Annotated in this window: 17 protein-coding genes; 9 read left to right on the top strand and 8 right to left on the bottom strand. The window is 66.2% G+C overall.

Features of this window, described 5'->3' with window-relative positions; all coding sequences use genetic code 11:
• Positions 1 to 9: 9 nt before the first annotated feature.
• On the bottom strand, positions 10 to 651 hold the full coding sequence (locus BG023_RS02305; protein ID WP_069309027.1) for a glutathione S-transferase family protein: 642 nt from the start codon (positions 649 to 651) through the stop codon (positions 10 to 12).
• Entirely contained in the window at positions 644 to 1,666 is a 1,023-nt protein-coding gene (locus tag BG023_RS02300; RefSeq protein WP_233993050.1) for an NAD(P)H-quinone oxidoreductase, read from the bottom strand. The genes BG023_RS02305 and BG023_RS02300 overlap by 8 nt, the downstream gene beginning before the upstream one ends.
• A gap of 101 nt (positions 1,667 to 1,767) precedes the next feature.
• Between BG023_RS02300 and BG023_RS02295 the strand changes: the two genes are divergently transcribed.
• From BG023_RS02295 to BG023_RS02280, 4 genes are all read left to right on the top strand, one after another.
• Positions 1,768 to 1,971, top strand: coding sequence for a DUF1192 domain-containing protein (locus BG023_RS02295; protein ID WP_069309026.1), 204 nt, complete (start codon positions 1,768 to 1,770; stop codon positions 1,969 to 1,971).
• 129 nt (positions 1,972 to 2,100) lie between these two features.
• Entirely contained in the window at positions 2,101 to 4,461 is a 2,361-nt protein-coding gene (clpA, locus tag BG023_RS02290; RefSeq protein ID WP_069309025.1) for an ATP-dependent Clp protease ATP-binding subunit ClpA, read from the top strand.
• Between the two features lie 5 nt (positions 4,462 to 4,466).
• Positions 4,467 to 4,973, top strand: coding sequence for a hypothetical protein (locus tag BG023_RS02285; RefSeq protein ID WP_150122763.1), 507 nt, complete (start codon positions 4,467 to 4,469; stop codon positions 4,971 to 4,973).
• A 318-nt stretch (positions 4,974 to 5,291) separates the two neighbouring features.
• A complete protein-coding gene (locus BG023_RS02280) occupies positions 5,292 to 6,299 on the top strand; it encodes a ligase-associated DNA damage response exonuclease (protein ID WP_069309023.1) in 1,008 nt (335 codons plus the stop codon).
• A gap of 25 nt (positions 6,300 to 6,324) precedes the next feature.
• Here BG023_RS02280 and BG023_RS02275 read toward each other — a convergent pair whose 3' ends face one another.
• Positions 6,325 to 6,633, bottom strand: coding sequence for a hypothetical protein (locus BG023_RS02275; RefSeq protein ID WP_069309022.1), 309 nt, complete (start codon positions 6,631 to 6,633; stop codon positions 6,325 to 6,327).
• 98 nt (positions 6,634 to 6,731) lie between these two features.
• Here BG023_RS02275 and BG023_RS02270 point away from each other — a divergent pair, with 98 nt between their 5' ends.
• A complete protein-coding gene (locus BG023_RS02270; protein WP_069309021.1) occupies positions 6,732 to 8,330 on the top strand; it encodes a cisplatin damage response ATP-dependent DNA ligase in 1,599 nt (532 codons plus the stop codon).
• A gap of 41 nt (positions 8,331 to 8,371) precedes the next feature.
• Positions 8,372 to 8,884 carry a DUF1993 family protein gene (locus BG023_RS02265; protein ID WP_069309020.1) on the top strand — a complete coding sequence of 171 codons (513 nt, stop codon included), beginning with the start codon at positions 8,372 to 8,374 and terminating at the stop codon, positions 8,882 to 8,884.
• Here BG023_RS02265 and BG023_RS02260 read toward each other — a convergent pair.
• From BG023_RS02260 to BG023_RS02240, 5 genes are read right to left on the bottom strand one after another with little or no spacing between them, the layout of a single operon-like run.
• Positions 8,881 to 9,447, bottom strand: a complete 567-nt coding sequence (locus tag BG023_RS02260; RefSeq protein WP_069309019.1) for a gamma carbonic anhydrase family protein — start codon at positions 9,445 to 9,447, stop codon at positions 8,881 to 8,883. The two genes, BG023_RS02265 and BG023_RS02260, sit on opposite strands and share 4 nt — an antisense overlap.
• On the bottom strand, positions 9,444 to 9,992 hold the full coding sequence (locus BG023_RS02255; protein ID WP_069309018.1) for a GNAT family N-acetyltransferase: 549 nt from the start codon (positions 9,990 to 9,992) through the stop codon (positions 9,444 to 9,446). The genes BG023_RS02260 and BG023_RS02255 overlap by 4 nt, the downstream gene beginning before the upstream one ends.
• A complete protein-coding gene (locus BG023_RS02250; protein ID WP_069309017.1) occupies positions 9,989 to 10,555 on the bottom strand; it encodes a GNAT family N-acetyltransferase in 567 nt (188 codons plus the stop codon). Before BG023_RS02250 ends, BG023_RS02255 begins: the two co-directional genes overlap by 4 nt.
• Before the next feature lie 4 nt (positions 10,556 to 10,559).
• The gene (gene hemB, locus BG023_RS02245; protein ID WP_069309016.1) at positions 10,560 to 11,555 is read right to left on the bottom strand and encodes a porphobilinogen synthase; all 996 of its coding nucleotides are present in this window, start codon (positions 11,553 to 11,555) and stop codon (positions 10,560 to 10,562) included.
• Positions 11,556 to 11,600: 45 nt separating this feature from the next.
• Positions 11,601 to 13,376 (bottom strand): M23 family metallopeptidase, encoded by a 1,776-nt coding sequence (locus BG023_RS02240; protein ID WP_069309015.1) that lies wholly within the window; start codon positions 13,374 to 13,376, stop codon positions 11,601 to 11,603.
• A 208-nt stretch (positions 13,377 to 13,584) separates the two neighbouring features.
• On the opposite strand from BG023_RS02240, the gene BG023_RS02235 reads away from it, so the two are divergent.
• The 3 genes from BG023_RS02235 to fdxA are packed head-to-tail and all read left to right on the top strand — an operon-like array spanning position 13,585 to position 17,023.
• Positions 13,585 to 16,302, top strand: a complete 2,718-nt coding sequence (locus BG023_RS02235) for a helicase-related protein (protein WP_442956775.1) — start codon at positions 13,585 to 13,587, stop codon at positions 16,300 to 16,302.
• Positions 16,299 to 16,685 carry a S4 domain-containing protein gene (locus BG023_RS02230; RefSeq protein ID WP_069309013.1) on the top strand — a complete coding sequence of 129 codons (387 nt, stop codon included), beginning with the start codon at positions 16,299 to 16,301 and terminating at the stop codon, positions 16,683 to 16,685. The genes BG023_RS02235 and BG023_RS02230 overlap by 4 nt, the downstream gene beginning before the upstream one ends.
• A complete protein-coding gene (gene fdxA, locus BG023_RS02225) occupies positions 16,685 to 17,023 on the top strand; it encodes a ferredoxin FdxA (protein WP_069309012.1) in 339 nt (112 codons plus the stop codon). Before BG023_RS02230 ends, fdxA begins: the two co-directional genes overlap by 1 nt.
• The last annotated feature ends 172 nt before the right edge of the window (positions 17,024 to 17,195 follow it).

Genomic DNA, 17,195 nt, shown 5'->3' with positions numbered 1-17,195 from the left:
ACAGGTGCGTCAGTCCATCGGCACGAAGCCAGGGAGCGCCTGCATCCGCGAAATCCACGCCAGAATGTGCGGGTAATCGCCCAGCCCGAACCCGCCTTCCTCGGCCACATGGGTGTAGGGGAACAGCGCGATATCGGCGAGTGTCGGAGCAGCGCCGCAGAAGAAATCATGGGTCGCGAGGTGATCATTCATCAGCGCCAGCGCCGCCTCGCCGCCTGCGCGCTTGGCGGGCACGAGCGCACGCTGCTGTTCGGCAAGGTTCGCTTCGCCGAGGATGCTCAGCCAGTAACGCAGGGTCGCGACGTTGGGTTCGTGGTTATACTGTTCGAAGAACATCCAGCGCAGCATATCGGCCTGGGCAAAGCGTTCCGCCGGGATCAGCGCGCTGTCGTGGGCGAGATACCAGCACGCGGCGTTGCTTTCGGGGAGGAAGCGCGCGCCCCCATTTTCTGGCGCCCCCTCTCCGATCTGGAGCACCGGAATGCGCCCGTTGGCGTTGACGGTGGCGAGGAACTCCGGCGTGCGGGTTTCGCCCTTCGTGATGTCGTAGGCGCGGGTGGCAAGCGGCAGGCCGAGCAGCGCGGCGGTGAGCTTGATCTTGTAGCAGTTCCCGCTGCGAGGGTCCTCGTGGAGTATCAGCGCCTCAACCACCGGCGACCTCCAGCACGATCTTGCCGATATGCTCGCCCTTCTCCATCCGCGCGTGGGCGGCGGCGGCGTCTGCGAGCGGGAAGGTCATGTCCATCACCGGCGACAGCTCGCCATCGGCGAACAGCGGCCAGGCGTTGTCGGCGATTTCATCGGCAAGCGCGGATTTGAAGGCGTCGGTGCGCGGGCGCAGGGTCGATCCGGTCAGCGTCAGCCGCCGCATCATCACCACCGCCATATTGATGTCGGCCTTGGCCCCGCCCAGCACCGCGATGGTCACGTGGCGGCCATCCTCGGCCATGCACCTGAGGTTGCGCGCGACATAATCGCCCGACACCATATCGAGTACCACGTTCACGCCCTTGCCGCCCGTATGCGCCAGCACCGCCTCGACATAGTCGGTCTCGCGGTAATTGATCGCAAGGTCGGCGCCGATGCGGGTGGCGGCGGCGCATTTGTCGGCATCGCCGCAAGTGACGATCACCTCCATGTCGAAGGCCTTGGCGAGCATGATCGCCATTGTCCCGATGCCGCTGGTGCCGCCGTGGATCAGCACGCTCTCGCCATCGCGCGCAAGACCGCGTTCGAACAGGTTGTGCCACACGGTGAACAGCGTTTCGGGCAGCGCGGCGGCTTCGGCCAGCAGCATCCCGTCGGGCACGGGCAGGCAGTGCTGCCAATGCGCCGCGCAATATTCGGCATAGCCCCCGCCCGGCGTAAGCGCGGCGACCATCTGGCCGAGCATTTCGCGCGGGACTTCGCTGCCCACGGCGACCACTTCGCCCGACACTTCTAGACCGAGCAGCGGAGAAGCGCCCGGCGGCGGCGGATAAGCCCCGGCGCGCTGCAAGCAATCGGGGCGGTTGACCCCGGCATAGGCGACGCGGATCAGCAGATCGTCAGGGCGCAGGCGCGGCAGCGGGACTGTTTCGATGCGCAGCACATCCGGCCCGCCGGGCGCATCGAAGCCGATCGCCTGCATCGTCTCGGGCAGGTCCGCCACGCTTCTTGCGACCATCGCCAATATCCCCCTGAACCTGAACCGCTAACCAAACAGGCGGGGCGAATACCGCTCTCACCGATTGACAGCAAGCCGCTTGGGGCTGATGCTGCCTGGCAATGGAAGAACCCGACCGCCCACGCCCTGTCGGAGATGCCGCCGCCCGCCTCGCGGCCGAAGATCTTGCACCTTATTCCCAAGCCGAACTGGACGAGCGTGTCGCGCTGCTCGAAGCCGAGATTGCCCGGGTCAAGGCCCACCGCGACAAGGCTGCCGCGCACCGCGCCGCTGCCGATGCGCTGTTCGGAAAGCCCGGCGGATGAGGTTCTGCGCAGACCTGCCTGTAACCTTGGAAACCGATTCGCAATTCCTGTGCGCGATCCCATATAGTCGGAAAATGGCTCCCCCCGCTCGCTCGCCACGAGCAACCACCCGCTGAAAAGGCCTCTCCCATGCCCAGCTTCGCCCAGAACCTCGAACGCACGCTGCACAACGCGCTCGGCAATGCGTCCGAACGTCGGCACGAATATGCCACGCTCGAACACCTGCTGCTGGCGCTGATCGATGATGAGGATGCAGCCCAGGTGATGGCCGCCTGCGGGGTCGACCTGGCCGAACTCGGCGAGGTCGTGAAACAGTATTTAGACCAAGAATATCAATCACTTAAGACTGAGGACGGGGCCGATCCACAGCCCACCGCAGGCTTCCAGCGGGTGATCCAGCGGGCGATTCTGCACGTCCAGTCTTCGGGCAAGGACACCGTCACCGGCGCCAATGTGCTGGTGGCGCTGTTCTCCGAACGCGATAGCTACGCGGTCTATTTCCTCCAGCAGCAGGACATGAGCCGACTGGATGCGGTGAGCTACATCAGCCACGGCATCGGCAAGGGTGGCCGCCAGATCGAATCGAAGAATCCGCAAGGCGCCGACAAGCCCGAAGAGGCCGCGCAGACCAAGGAAAGCGGCGGCAACAAGAAGGAAACCGCGCTCGACCAGTTCACCGTCAATCTCAATGCGAAGGCCGAAAACGGCAAGATCGATCCGCTGATCGGTCGCGGGCCGGAGGTTGACCGGACGATCCAGATCCTCTGCCGCCGTTCGAAGAACAACCCGCTCTATGTGGGCGATCCCGGCGTGGGAAAGACCGCCATCGCCGAAGGCCTCGCGCGCAAGATCGTCGAAGGCGATGTGCCCGAAGTGCTGGCCGAAGCCGTGATCTACTCGCTCGACATGGGCGCGCTGCTCGCCGGCACGCGTTATCGCGGCGATTTTGAAGAGCGCTTGAAGCAGGTCGTGACCGAGCTTGAGGCCATGCCCAACGCGGTGCTGTTCATCGACGAAATCCACACCGTGATCGGTGCGGGCGCGACCAGCGGCGGCGCGATGGACGCCTCGAACCTGCTGAAGCCGGCCCTCTCGAGCGGCGCGATCCGCTGCATTGGCTCGACCACCTACAAGGAATTCCGCAACCACTTCGAAAAGGACCGCGCCCTGCTGCGCCGGTTCCAGAAGATCGACGTGAACGAGCCGACCATCGAGGACACGATCAAGATCCTGAAAGGTCTGCGCAGCGCCTTCGAAGATCACCACAAAGTCAAGTACACCCCCGACGCGATCAAGACCGCGGTCGAGCTGTCGGCGCGCTACATCAATGACCGCAAGCTGCCCGACAAGGCAATCGACGTGATCGACGAGGTGGGCGCGATGCAGATGCTGGTGCCGCCCAGCCGCCGCAAGAAGACGATCACCGCGCGCGAGATCGAACAGGTGATCGCGACGATGGCGCGCATCCCCCCCAAGTCGGTCAGCAAGGATGACAAGAAGGCGCTCGAGAACCTCGAACGCGATCTCAAGCACGTCGTCTTCGGGCAGGACGAGGCGATCACCCGCCTTGCCACCGCGATGAAGCTGAGCCGCGCAGGGCTTCGCGATCCGGACAAGCCGATCGGCTCGTTCCTGTTCTCCGGCCCCACCGGCGTCGGCAAGACCGAAGTCGCGCGCCAGCTCGCCAACATCATGGGGATCGAGCTCAAGCGCTTCGACATGTCGGAATATATGGAGCGCCACTCGGTCAGCCGCCTGATCGGCGCGCCTCCGGGCTATGTCGGCTATGATCAGGGCGGGTTGCTCACCGACGCGGTCGACCAGAACCCGCATTGCGTGCTGCTGCTCGACGAGATCGAGAAGGCCCACCCCGACCTGTTCAACATCCTGCTGCAGGTGATGGATAACGGGCGCCTGACCGATCACCACGGCAAGACGGTCGATTTCCGCAACGTGGTCCTGATCATGACCACCAATGCGGGCGCGGCCGACATGGCGCGGCAGGGCATCGGCTTTGGCGACGTGTCGAAGGAAGACGCGGGCGACGAGGCGGTGAAGAAGATGTTCACCCCCGAATTCCGCAACCGCCTCGATGCAATCGTGCCGTTTGCCTATCTCGGCAAGAGCATCGTTGCCCGCGTGGTCGACAAGTTCATCCTCCAGCTCGAACTCCAGCTGGCCGAACAGAACGTCCACATCCAGTTCGACAGCGATGCCCGCGCGTGGCTGGCGGACAAGGGCTACGACAAGCTCTACGGCGCGCGTCCGATGGCCCGCCTGATCCAGGAACGGATCAAGCAGCCGCTCGCCGAAGAACTGCTGTTCGGCAAGCTGGCCGAAGGCGGCGAGGTCCATGTCACCGTGAAGGACGGCAAGCCCGCCTTCGAAATGACCCCGGCCCCGCCCAAGGTGAAGGCCGCCAAGAAGAAGGCCGCGCCGAAGAAGAAAGCCGCCGCCAAGAAGCCCGCACCCGAAACGGACGAAGGCTGAGGCGAATGTCTGCCGTATTGGCGATGGTAACTGCGGGCGCGCTGATGGGCGCGCCTGCCGTTGCCGAGCCGCCAGCGTGGGAACAGACCGAAGAAACCATGCCCGCCCGCCTGATCGAGGTCGGCACGTGGCAGTTTTCGGCCACGCGCCTTGGGCCCGATGGCAAGCCGGAATGCTACGAAAGCTGGACGTTCAACGCCGACAATACGGGCCTCGTCGTCAGCGGGCAGCAACGCGTCACCACCAGCTGGGAGACCGAAACGCTCAAGAACCTCGGCCAGTTCGTGTTCGTGACCAACGAGTCCACCACCGACGGGCCTGACTGCATGGGCCGCGCGGTCGACAAGAACGAATATCCCTACAAGACCGCCGCCTTTCAGGTGATCTTCTTCGATGGTGGCGCGCGGGCGATGATTTGCACCGCCGGCACGCAGTTGAAGCTTCCCGATGGGACCATCTCGACATTGCTCGATGCGGAAGATTGCTGGGGCGAACTCGTACCGATGCCCTAGAGCACTTTCCGGCCATTCCAACCCACCCTGATCGCGTCAGGAGATCCGCTGGACAGGAGCGGCGCGCAGAGCGGGCCTGTCGGCCCCCGGTCAAGCGTCGCGACGAAGCCAGCGGATCTCCTGACACGACCCCGAAGGGGCGGGCCGATTTTGGCCCAGCGCGGCGTCTCTCCTCGTTCCCTATGCTTCGGCATGGCTCTCTCGTCGTTCCTTACGCTGAGCCAAAATCGGCTCCGTCAGGATGGGATGGAATGGCCGGAAAGTGCTCCAGGGCTGAAAATCCCGGAACATCGCGCCCGCAGTGCGGGTTATGATCGCATGACCGTCCCGTTCTCCTGGATCCGGCCCGAGCCGCAGGGAATCTACATCGCCCCGGCCGATGTCTGGGTCGATCCCTCGCGCGCCGTGCCGAGGGCGCTGGTCACGCATGGCCATGCCGATCACGCGCGCGGCGGACACGGGCAAACCATCGCCACTCCGGCGACGCTGGCGATCATGAAGTTGCGCTACGCAACTTCCGATGGCGCGGCTCCGGCGGAATATGGCGAAACGCTCAGCCTCGGCGGCGGGGTCAAGGCGACCTTCTTGTCTGCGGGCCACGTGCTCGGCAGCGCGCAAATCCTGCTCGAACACGCGGGCGAGCGGGTGATCATCACCGGCGATTACAAGCGCGCGCCCGATCCGACCTGCGAAGCCTTTGCGGTCACCCCCTGCGATATCTTCATCACCGAGGCGACCTTCGGCCTCCCGGTCTTCACCCATCCGCCGATTACCGGGGAAATGGCCAAGCTGCTGAATGCGCGGGAGCAAAACCCCGATTCCTGCATCCTCGTCGGCGCTTATGCGCTGGGCAAGGCGCAGCGGGTGATCGCCGAACTGCGGGCGGCAGGCCACCATGACGTCATCTGGCTGCATGGCGCGATGGAGGCGATGTGTCGCCTCTACGAGGAACACGGCGTGGCGCTGGGCGATCTGCGGCTTGTGAGTGATGCGCCTTCGAAAGAGGCGCTGCGCGGGGCCATCATCATCGCGCCTCCCGCCGCACTCAATGATCGCTGGAGCCGCCGCCTGCCCGATCCCGTCACCGCGATGGCATCAGGCTGGATGCGGGTGCGCGCCCGCGCGCGGCAGCGCGGGGTTGAGCTGCCGCTGATCATCTCCGACCATGCCGACTGGAACGAGCTGACGCAGACCATCGCGCAAGTGAACCCGCACGAAACCTGGATCACCCATGGCCGCGAGGAGGCACTGCTGCGCTGGTGCGCGCTGAACCAGCGCCGCGCCCGTGCGCTGGCGCTGGTCGGTTACGAGGACGAGGATGACTGAGCCCCTCGCCCTCGCATCGCTGTGCTTACTTGATCGCGGCCAGATCGGCGTCGATCTTGGCGAGCAGATCATCGCTGATCATGCCCTGCGAGAACGGCGCGACGGTGCGCAGGCTGAGCGACTTGAACTGGTCGTAAGCGGGGTGCTGATCGATCCCCGGCAGGTGCTTCACCAGCACGGCCTTGGTGCTTTCATTGGCGACCAGCGTTTCGATCGGGGTGTCGACAGTGTAGGCGGCGGCCGGCGCAGGAGCGGTGGCGGCGGCATCATCAGCCAGCGCCGGAGTCGAGGCGACAGCGACGAGGCAAAGAGCGGCAAGCGGAGCGAACTTCATAGAGGCGATTCCTTGTTTGCGACGGGATTGACACCCGTGTCAGCAACGCCCTCTAGCGCATCTGCATGTCGGTGCAATGAACGAAAGCGGGCGCGCTGATGGAGGAATTCGCCGCCCTGCTCGATGCGCTGGTCTACACCACCAGCCGCAACCGCAAGCTGGCGCTGATCGCCGCCTATCTGCGCGCCGCGCCCGATCCCGATCGCGGATGGGCGCTGGCCGCGCTGACCGACGGGCTTGATTTCCCTGCGGTGAAATCCGCGACCATCCGCAATCTGATGATGGAGCGGGTCGATCCGGTGCTGTGGACGCTGAGCCGCGATTTCGTGGGCGACACGGCCGAGACGGCGAGCCTGCTGTGGCCTGCGCCTGAGAATGCCGCGCCCGCGCCCGATGTGTCGCTGGCCGAAGTGGTGGAGCGGCTGGCGGCGCTCACCCGCGCCACGGCACCCAAAGAACTGCCCGCGCTGTTCGACCGGATGGATGCCAAGGGCCGCTATGCGTTGATCAAGCTCGCCACCGGCGGAATGCGCGTTGGCGTGTCCGCGCGCCTCGCCAAGACCGCCTTCGCGCAAGCCTTCGACGTGGCGGTCGAGGCGGTGGAGGAATACTGGCACGCGCTCAGCGCCCCCTATGCCGAGCTGTTCGCTTGGGCGGCGGACGGCGCACCCCCGCCCGATCTTGCCGGCGTCCCGCGCTTCCGCCCATTCATGCTCGCCCACCCGCTTGAGGAGGCGCAAGTCGATCTCGCCGACTACGCCGCCGAGTGGAAATGGGACGGCATCCGCGTGCAGCTGGTCCGTGCCGGAGAGGCAACGCGGGTCTATTCGCGCTCGGGCGACGATATCTCGGCGAGTTTCCCCGAACTGCTCGATGTCCTGCCTTTCGACGCGGTGCTTGATGGCGAGTTGCTGGTGCGCGGCTCGGCGCAGGGCGGTGAGGCCGGGGGCGCGGCGAGTTTCAACGCGCTCCAGCAGCGGCTCGGGCGCAAGACCGTCTCCAAAGCGATGCTGCGCGATTATCCCGCTTTCGTGCGGCTCTATGACGTGCTGCTCGCCGAGGGGCAGGACTGGCGCGAGCATCCGTGGAAGTTGCGCCGCGCGACTCTGGAAGGGCTGATGGCGCGGCTTCCGGAGAGCCATTTCGATCTCTCGGCGCTGGTCGATGCGGATGACTTCGCCCACCTCGCCCGCATCCGCGACACCGCGCGCGACGAGGCGATCGAAGGGCTGATGCTCAAGCACCGCGAGAGCCCCTATGTCGCCGGGCGCAAGGCGGCGCTGTGGTACAAGTGGAAGCGCGATCCGCTGCTCATCGATTGCGTGGTGATGTATGCCCAGCGCGGCAGCGGCAAGCGTTCGAGCTTCTATTCGGACTACACCTTCGGCTGCTGGGACGGCGATCCCGATAGCGGGGCGGAGCTGCTCCCCGTGGGCAAGGCCTATTTCGGCTTCACCGACGCGGAACTGAAGCAGCTCGACAAGTTCGTGCGGCAGAACACGCTGAACAGCTTTGGCCCGGTCCGCGAAGTCGCGCGCAGCCTGGTGTTCGAAGTGGCGTTCGATTCTGTCCATTCGAGCAAGCGCCACAAGTCGGGCCTCGCGGTGCGCTTCCCCCGCATCCACCGCATCCGCTGGGACAAACCCGCGCACGAAGCGGACCGGCTGGAAAGTCTGCGCGCATTGATAAAGGACTGAGCGCCGCCTACCTCTCCCGCAGATTCACGGGAGAGAGATCAATGTCCTACGCCACCGCGATGCTTGCCACCTATGCCAATATCCTCGGCACGCTCGATCATCTCGTCACCAAGGCCGAGAGCCATGAAAAGGGCGAGGCGCTGCTGCAATCGCGGATTGCGGAGGACATGTTCCCGCTCTCCACCCAGCTGCGGTTCCTTGCCAACATGCCGGGCGAAGGGTTGGCGCGGCTCACGGGACTGGAATTCACCTCGAGCGATGTCGATCCCGCTACCCTGGCCGAAGCGCGATCGCGCATCGCGGCGGCGCAGGCACTGGTCGCGGCCAGCGATCCTGCGCAATGGCCAGCGAGCGGTGATACGGTGGAGTTCACGCTGCCCAACGGCATGCGCTTCGTGATGCAGGCCCATGAATATTGCCGCGACTGGGTGATCCCCCAGCTCTATTTCCACCTCACTGCGGCCTATGCAATCCTGCGGATGGAAGGCCTCGCAATCGGCAAGGCGGACTTCATCGGCTACATGATGAAGTATATCCGCCAGCCGGGCGCCTAACCCAACGCTGCCTTTACAGCCTCGGCGTGGTGCTTCGCGTTTTCGGCGTAGTGCGCCACGCCGACGCGCATTCCGGCAATCGCGGGCTCGGGCAGATCGCGCAGCTTCACCGCCGGGCGGCCCGCCCACAGCTCGCGCTCGCCCATCACCTTGCGTTCGGTCAGCATCGCGCCTGCTCCGAGCATCGCGTCCGAGCCGATCACCGCCTTGTTCATCACAATCGCGCCGAGGCCGACAAAGCCGCGATCATGGATCGTGCAGCCGTGCACCATCGCCATATGGCCGATCAGCACATCATCGCCGATCACCAGCGGGCAGCCGTCGGGATCGCCGGGGCGCGGCGGATCGCAGTGGAGCACGCTTCCGTCCTGCACATTGGTGCGTTCCCCGATGCGGATCGAGAACACGTCGGCGCGCAGCACGCAATTGTACCAGATCGACGAGCCCGCCCCGATTTCGACATCGCCGATGATCGTGCAGCCGGGCGCGATGAAGGCGGTTTCGTGGATCTTCGGGGTCTTGCCGTGGATCGGGATGATGTTGACGCCGGGGCGCACGGTCATTGCAAAGCCTCCCATTGGGCGCAGGTGATCGCGTATTGGATGATCGGTTCAGGATCGGCGGGGTCGGTGAAATCGAGGTCAGCCCGCCGCTCCATCCCGAGCTTTTCCATCAACCGCCAGCTGCCGATGTTGGGCTGGCAGGTCAAGGCGACGATGTGCGGCGCGCCATGCTCGGCAAAGCCCCAGTCCCGCACCGCGCGCATGGCTTCGAAGGCGAAGCCCATGCGCCAGCGATCCTCGCGCACCAGCCAGCCGATTTCGTGATCGGTAGGGTTGGGCGCGAGCGGGTGGGCGACGCGGCGCAAACCGCAATGGCCCACGACCTCGCCCGTGGCGCGTTCCTCCATGATCATGAAGCCGTAGCCTTCGGCAGCGAAGCTCGCGCGGGCGGCGGCGTGCTTGGCCGCGATAACTTCGCGCGGCTGCACCCCGCCCAGATGCTGCATCACCGCCGGCGTGTTGAGCAGGGTCATGTGCGGATCGAGATCGCGTTCCTCGATCATCCGCAGCGTGAGCCGCTCGGTTTGCAGGATAATGGCGGTCATGACGTCATGCCGCGCGCCGCCTGCCACGACTCGCGGCTGATCGCGTGGACGATGATGCGTGGGAGTTCCGGATCGAAATCGGCATTGTCGAAATCGAGATCCTCACGCCGCTCCATCCCGAGGCGGAGCATCAGGCCCCAGCTTCCGGTGTTGCCTTGCACTGTCAGCGCGATCACCTCGTCCGCGCCGAAGCGGTCGAAGGCCAGATCGAGCGAGGCGACGGCGGCTTCACTGGCATAGCCCTTGCCCCATGCATCCTCGCGCAGCCGCCAGCCGACCTCCATCATGCCGATCGGGCCGCCCGCCTGATTGGAGCGTTTCAGTCCGCAGAAGCCGAGCAGCGCGCCATCATCCTTGCGTTCGACCACCCAGAAGGTGTGGCCGTGATCGCGGCGGTATCCTTCGACCCGCGTCTGCGCCGCCGTGCGGGTGGCCGCGTCCGCCACGCCGCCGAGCCAGCGCATCACCGCGGGGGTGTTGGTGAGGCGCCAGAATTCGGGCCAATCCTCCTCGCGCCAGTCGCGCATGATCAGGCGGGCGGTTTCGTGCCGGAAATCCGCCACGGCTTCAGCCGTTCAGCAGGCGGGCAGCGTGGGCGGCATGATAGGTGAGGATGCCGCTCGCCCCGGCCCGCTTGAAGGCGAGCAGGGTTTCGAGCACCAGCGCATTGCGGTCCCCCGCACCGGCAGCGGCAGCGGCCTCGATCATCGCGTATTCGCCGCTCACCTGATAGGCGAACACCGGCACATCGAACTCGGCCTTCACCCGCGCGACGATATCGAGATAGGCGAGGCCGGGCTTCACCATCACCGAATCCGCACCCTCGGCGATATCCAGCGCGACTTCGCGCAGCGCCTCGTCGGTGTTGGCCGGGTCCATCTGGTAGGTCTTCTTGTCGCCCTTGAGCAGCCCGCCAGAACCCACCGCATCGCGGAACGGGCCGTAGAAGGCGCTGGCATACTTGGCGGCGTAGGACATGATCTGGACATTGGGGTGCGCGTTCATCTCGAGCGCGCGGCGGATCGCGTGGATGCGGCCATCCATCATGTCCGAAGGCGCGATGATGTCCGCGCCCGCGTTCGCCTGATTGACCGCCTGATCGACCAGCACGGCGACCGTCTCGTCATTGACGACATAGCCCGCATCGTTGACCAGCCCGTCCTGCCCGTGGCTGGTATAGGGATCGAGCGCGACATCGGTCAGCACGCCGATATCATTGCCGCACGCGTCCTTGATCGCGCGGATTGCCTGGCACATCAGGTTATCGGGATTGAGCGCCTCGGCCCCGTCGTCCGAACGCAGTTCGCGCTGGGTGTTAGGGAACAGCGCCACGACCGGAATGCCGAGCGCGACAGCTTCCTTGGCCCGCGCGACGATCCCGTCGACCGACCAGCGCGATACGCCGGGCAGGGTCGCGATCGGCTCCTCAACCCCGCTCCCGGAGGTGACGAACAGCGGCCAGATCAGATCGGCCGGGGTGAGCATGGTCTCGCGGTGCAGCGCGCGGCTCCATGCATGGGCGCGGGTGCGGCGCAGGCGGGTGTTGGGATAGTGTCCGGTCATAGGGTCAAGGCTTACAGGCAATGCCCCTTGGACGACAAGTAATCGTTACAGCGCGGTGCCGGTGCGCTTGCGCTGTGCGACCATATCGACCTTTTCGATCTCGCGCAGCGGTTCCTTGACCTCGCTCGGCAGGGCTTCGAGATCCTTGAGCGCCGCGCCCACCTCGATTTCCTTCAGGCGGATCAGCTGGCGGCGGAAATCGATCAGCTGGGTGCCCGACAATTCGGCGCGGTTGACGAATTCGACGCTGGCCGGATTGATCGGGCGACCGCCGCGATACATCTCGTAGTGGAGGTGTGCGCCGGTCGACAGGCCGGTCGATCCGACATAGCCGATCACCTGCCCGCGCCGTACCTGCATCCCAGGAGACACCGCCATGCGGCTCATGTGGCAATAGCGCGTCGACAGCCCGCTGCCGTGATCCAGCCGCACCGCGATGCCGCAGCCGCCCGCGCGGCCGGCGCTGGTCACGCGCCCGTCGCTCACCGCAACGATCGGCGTGCCGTAGCGTGCCTTGAAGTCCATCCCCGCGTGCATCCGGGTATAGCCGAGGATCGGGTGGCGGCGCATCCCGAAGGTCGAGGAAATCGACCCCGGCACCGGTGCCAGCAGTCCGCGCCGCTGCGCGCCCACGCCCGAGGCTTCGTAGAACCGCCCCTCGCTGCCCCAGCGCATCAGCTGCGTGCGCGGTTTGCCGCCGCGATCGACCCCGGCATAAAGCAGCTGGCCTGCCTGCCGTTCGCCGGTAGCGGCGCGGCGATAGGCGATGATGATGTCGAATTCGTCGCCGGCGCGCACCTCGCGCTCCATGTCGATCTGCGAATCCAGCGTCTTGAGATATTCCTGCACCGCGCTCGCCGGAACGCCCGCTTGCCGCATCGAGCGGTAGAGGCTCGAGCCGACCGGGCCGCGCACGCGCAGCGGGGTATCGTCGACACGGATGATGTTGCGCTTCAGCGCCAGCGGGCCGGACGGCGCGACGGGAGTGCCATCAGGGTTGGTGACGCCGACGCCGGGGCGGGTCAGTTCCAGCTCCAGATCGAAACGCGCGCGGAAGGCGAGGCTGTCGAGCGGGCGGGGCTGGCCGGGCGCCGGGCGGCGGCCGAGCAGCAGGTCCATCTGCGTGCCCGAAGCAATCTCGGAAATCGGCAAAGCCTGTCCGACCAGCGCGGTCGCCCGGTCGATATCGCCCGCGGCCACCCCTGCGCGGCGCAGCATCGAGGCGAAGCTGTCCCCAGGAGCAAGGGTCACCACCATCGCGATCTGCGGACGTTCGGGCGCGCTCTTCAGGGGGATCACCGCCTGCGTCGGCCCCATCCGCCGGCCGCTGTCCGCGCCGAGCGCGAGCGGCAGGATCATCTGGCTGCGCAGCTCGCTCGTCACCGCTTCATCCTGCGGCATGGCGGGGCGCGCTTCGAGCGGGGTGAAATCGGGCCAGAAGGCCAGCGCCACCGCGCCCAGCCCGACCATCGTGCCGAGCCCGCGGAACCAGCGGCGGCTGCCGACATTCTCGGCCAGATCGGGCGCGAGATCGAGGCGATCAAACCAGTGCGAGGCCTTCTCCCGCCACGCCTCGTAATCCGCAGCCGAACGTCCGACCCGCGCCAGCAGGCGCTGCTTCAGACGCGCCGCGATCGAGGGTGGCGCAAGCGCCTGGGCATTGCGGAGATAGGGCAGAAGTTCACGCGCGGCTTCGGGATCGAGCGATTGCGGCGCGACGTTATGGAACGCCGGCAGCGCGGGAATATCATCGTCAACGCCGCCCTCTGCGCCCGCAAGGGGCGCAGCCGGTTCGTTGAGATTGCGCGCGTGTTCCAACATCCGTGCCCCGATTGCGACCCCCTGCCGGGGCAGGCCTGTGGCTGACCTGGTCGCTCCAATGCCGCGTTTTTCTGCCAGAACAAAGTAAATCCCGCGTTAACCAGCGATCAGCCGCACCCCGCGTGCGGTAAGGTGTTGTGCGTAGATCGCGCCCACCCCGCCCCGCAGCCTTGCCCGCCCGATGCCTGCCTGCCATGACCGCCGGGTCGTGACCTTCCCCCCGCCTTCCCGCCCTCAGGATGATAGCCGCGTGCGCGCCGTGCTTGGCTCGACCAACACCGGCAAGACGCACCTGGCGATCGAGCGGATGTGCGGCCATTCCAGCGGCATGATGGGCTTCCCGCTGCGCCTGCTGGCGCGCGAGGTCTATGACCGGGTGCGCGCGATCAAGGGCGACAAGCAGGTCGCGCTGATTACCGGCGAGGAACGGATCGAACCGCCCGAGGCGCGCTATTTCCTCTGCACCGCCGAAGCGATGCCGCGCACCAGCGGCGAGGTCGCCTTCGTCGCGCTCGACGAGGCACAATTGGGCGCCGACCCCGAGCGCGGGCACATCTTCACCGACCGGCTGCTGCACGCACGGGGGCGTGACGAGACGATGATCCTCGGCTCGGCGACGCTCGAACCGATGGTCAAGGCGCTGATCCCCAAGGCCGAGATCACCAGCCGACCGCGCTTTTCGACGCTCAGCCACGCGGGCGTGTGCAAGCTTTCGCGCCTGCCCAAGCGCAGCGCCGTGGTCGCCTTCTCGGTCGAGCAGGTCTACGCCATGGCCGAAGCGCTGCGCCGGTTCCGCGGCGGGGCAGCGGTGGTGATGGGCGCGCTCTCGCCCGAAACCCGCAACAAGCAAGTCGCGCTCTTCCAGTCGGGCGAGGTCGATTACATCGTCGCCACCGATGCCATCGGCATGGGGCTGAACCTCGATCTCGATCATGTCGCCTTTGCCGCGCTCAGCAAGTTCGACGGACGCCGGAAGCGGCGGCTGACCCCGTCGGAAATGGCGCAGATCGCAGGCCGGGCAGGGCGGCACCAGCGCGACGGGACTTTCGGCACGCTGTCGGGCACCGGAAAGGGAGACGGGGAACCGCTCGCCTTCACCGACGAGGAAGTCTACGCGATCGAGGAACACACCTTCGCGCCGCTCACCCACCTGTTCTGGCGCGAGGCGGAGCCCCGCTTCGACAGTCTCGACACGCTGATCGCCGATCTGGAAGCGCGGCCCGACAAGCCGCAACTCAAAGCCGCGCCCGAAGCGATCGACATGGCGGTGCTGCGCAGGCTTGCAGCGGAACCCATCGCCGAAAGCGTGCGAGGGGCGGGCAGTGTCCGGCGGTTCTGGGAGGCCTGCTCGCTCCCCGACTTCCGCAGCCTCGGGGTGGAACCGCACGCGCGCTTCGTTGCGCGCTTGTGGGATGACCTACAGGGCGGCTATCTCGCCGCCGATTTTGTTGCCGCACGCATCGCCGAGCTTGACCGGATGCAGGGCGACATCGACACGCTGCAAGGGCGGATCGCGGCGATTCGCAGCTGGGCTTACATCTGCCAGCGGCCCGATTGGGTGCTGGCACGCGACGAAATGGCCGCGCGGGCCCGCGCGGTCGAGGCGAAGCTTTCGGATGCGCTGCACGCGCGGCTGACCGAACGCTTCGTCAACCGGAGGACGACACTCTTGATGAAATCGCTGGGACAGGATGCCAGTGCGCTGCCCGTCACACTTGAACCCGACGGCCATCTGACGGTGGAGGGCGAGAGCATCGGACGGCTTGAGGGCTTCCGCTTCATCGTCGATCCCAATGCGGGCGTCGCCGACCGGCGGATGCTGCTCGCGGCGGGCGAAAAGGCGCTGCCCGCGCTGCTCGAAAGCCGCGCCGAATGGCTGCTGTCGCAGGGCATTGCTGAGCTGGAAATCGTCGGCGGTGCGATCCGCTGGCAGGGTCGTGCGCTGGCCGAAATCGCCTTCCCCGGTCATCCGGGCGCAGGTCACTTCGGCACGCCGCGGCTGACGCTGACCCGCGATGTCGTGCTGTTGCCCGATGCGGCGAAGGCGAAGCTCGAGGCGGGCCTTGCCGCGTGGCTGGACAAGCAGCTCGAACCGCTCGAACCGCTGCGCAAGCTGGCCGAGGCGGCGCGCGATCCCGCTGCCGGATCGGAAGCGCGCGCGCTGGTCATCACCCTCATCGAAGCGCGCGGGGTGATCAGCCGCGAGGATGCCGGGCTCGAACACCTGCCCAAGGAAATGCGCCCCTATCTGCGCAAGCTGGGGGTGACTTTCGGTGCGCTCGACATTTTCGATGCGCCGCTGCTGAAGCCCGCACCGCGGCGCTTGCTGCACGCGCTGGGGCTTGATCCCCGCGCGGTGCAAGAGGCCATGCAGCCGGTGCTGGCCGAGGGTAGCTGGGCCAAGGGCCGCCTGCCCGCCGGATACCGCTATGCCGGCAGCCAGGCGATCCGCGTCGATCTGGCCGAGAAGATCTTCCGCGCCGCGTTTGAAGCGCGCGGGGCTGTGCTCGCCGCCCATCCCAAGGAGCGCAATCGCCCGTTCCGGCTCGATCTCGCGCTCGCGGTGTCGGTCGGGCTCGAGGCGGAGAACGCGCGGCGGCTGCTTGGCAGCGCAGGCTTCCGCTGCGACCGCGCCCGCGCCCTGCCCGAAGGCGCTTTCGGCCCGCCCGCACCCGATCGCTGGTTCTGGCGTCCGCGTCGTCCCGAAGAAAAAGACGCGCGGCGGCAACAGCGCGGGCCTGAACGCAAGGATGATCGCGGGCCAAAGCGGGGGTCAGGTAAGCCCGGCGACAAGCGCAAGCCCCCGCGTGAGGGCGCGCAGCGTGGCCCTAGACCCGCCCAGACCCCGCCTCGACCCCCGGTATACACCGGCCCGGCCCGCGCTGGCGGTGCCTTCGACAAGCTGGCGGACCTGCTCAAGCGATGATTGAAAGCGCAGCGGTGCCGGCATCGGGGTCGCTCCGCATCGACCGCCTTCTGGTCTGCCTGCGCTTCGCCCGCACCCGCAGCGCCGCTCTGGCACTGATCGAAGGCCGTGCGGTTCGCCGCAACCGCCAGCATGTGCTGCGCGGGTCGGAACCGGTGCGGATCGGCGATGTGCTGACGATCGCGCTCGGGCAGGGCATCCGCGTGATCGAGGTGATCGCCCTGCCCGACCGGCGCGGCTCACCCGAGGCTGCGCGTTCCCATTATCGCGAGGTTGACGGCTCGGGTCTTGACCCTAAAGGGCAAATGACCATAGCAGCGTCGCCTCATGCCCGGGGCCAAAAGTCCGACGATTCCGACAATTCGCATCTGAAAGAGCTGTAATGACCTACGTCGTCACCGAAGACTGCATCAAGTGCAAATACACCGATTGCGTGGAAGTGTGCCCGGTCGATTGTTTCTACGAAGGCGAGAACATGCTGGTGATCAATCCCAGCGAATGCATCGATTGCGGCGTGTGCGAACCCGAATGCCCGGCCGAGGCGATTCTCCCCGATACCGAAGACGGTCTTGAGAAGTGGCTCGAGCTCAACACCCAGTATTCGGCGGTGTGGCCCAACATCACCAGCCAGAAGGCGCCGCCCGAAGATGCCGACGCGCACAAGGGCGAAAAGGGCAAGTTCGAGAAGTATTTCAGCACGGAACCGGGCGAAGGCGACTGATTTTGCTGCGTCCCTGCATATCTGCAGGAATACGCAAATCGTTTGCAATGCCGACTCGCAATATTGTTGCGGGTGTGCTATATAATATGCGAACCGCGCAGGGCTGAGGCCGGCGCAGGCGATAAAAACCAGGAAGGCCGCACCACCAGCAACCCCCTAAACCGGATGATCC

It is taken from the genome of Porphyrobacter sp. LM 6 (genome assembly GCF_001720465.1).
In the GTDB taxonomy this organism is placed as follows: domain Bacteria; phylum Pseudomonadota; class Alphaproteobacteria; order Sphingomonadales; family Sphingomonadaceae; genus Erythrobacter.
This window is presented reverse-complemented; position numbering and strand designations above follow the sequence as displayed.